1 protein-coding gene is annotated in these 675 nt (G+C 70.7%); it reads left to right on the top strand.

Features of this window, described 5'->3' with window-relative positions; genetic code table 11:
* Positions 1-95 precede the first annotated feature (95 nt).
* Positions 96-635 (top strand): prepilin peptidase, encoded by a 540-nt coding sequence (locus D9R02_RS11845; RefSeq protein ID WP_059280890.1) that lies wholly within the window; start codon positions 96-98, stop codon positions 633-635.
* Positions 636-675 lie beyond the last annotated feature (40 nt).

Genomic DNA, 675 nt, shown 5'->3' with positions numbered 1-675 from the left:
GCCAGGGAACGCTCATGGGCCCAGTCTACGAAGCCGCCCTGCACAGCCCCTGCAACATCTCCGGCAGGCGGCTGGGCGGTGCCTACCATGGCCCCATGATGCAGCCCAACTCGGCGGGCATCGGGGGATTCGTGGGGGACCACCTGCAGGAAGCGGCACTCAGTGCCCAGCTCGCGGCAGTGCTGTGCGCGCTGGCCGTCCTGGTGCTCGCGTGCTCCGGGGTGTGGCTCGCGGCCACCGACATCCGTGAGCACCGACTCCCCGGTTCCGTGGTGCGACCGCTCTACCCCGTCACGGTCCTGCTGCTGGGCGCCGCGGCGGTCCTCGGGGACGACCCCGAGCGGCTCGGGTGGATGCTGTGGGGGATGCTCATCATGGGTGGGCTGTTCCTGGCGCTGAGACTGGCGCATCCCGCGGGCATGGGACTCGGGGACGTCCGGCTGGCGGGTGTGCTCGGGATCCTCACCGGCTTCTCCTCCGTGACGCACACCGTGGTGGCGCTCGCGGCCACGTTCCTGCTCGCGGGCGCCTTCTGCGCTGTGCTGCTGCTGTCGGGGAGGGCAGGACCCACCAGCCGCATTCCCCTGGGGCCGTTCATGATCGTGGGAAGCTTGGGTGTGGTGGCGTTCGTGTGACAGGGCCCTCCTGAACCCGCCCACCGCCGCAGTTCTGCAC

It is taken from the genome of Kocuria rhizophila (assembly GCF_003667225.1).
GTDB classification, from domain to species: domain Bacteria; phylum Actinomycetota; class Actinomycetes; order Actinomycetales; family Micrococcaceae; genus Kocuria; species Kocuria rhizophila.
The sequence above is the reverse complement of the archived record's forward strand: the minus strand, read 5'-3'. Positions and strand labels throughout refer to the sequence as shown.

Excerpts from the sequence above, each read along its gene's own strand:
- D9R02_RS11845 (WP_059280890.1), top strand. The coding sequence starts at position 96 with ATGATGCAGCCCAACTCGGCGGGCATCGGGGGATTCGTGGGGGACCAC.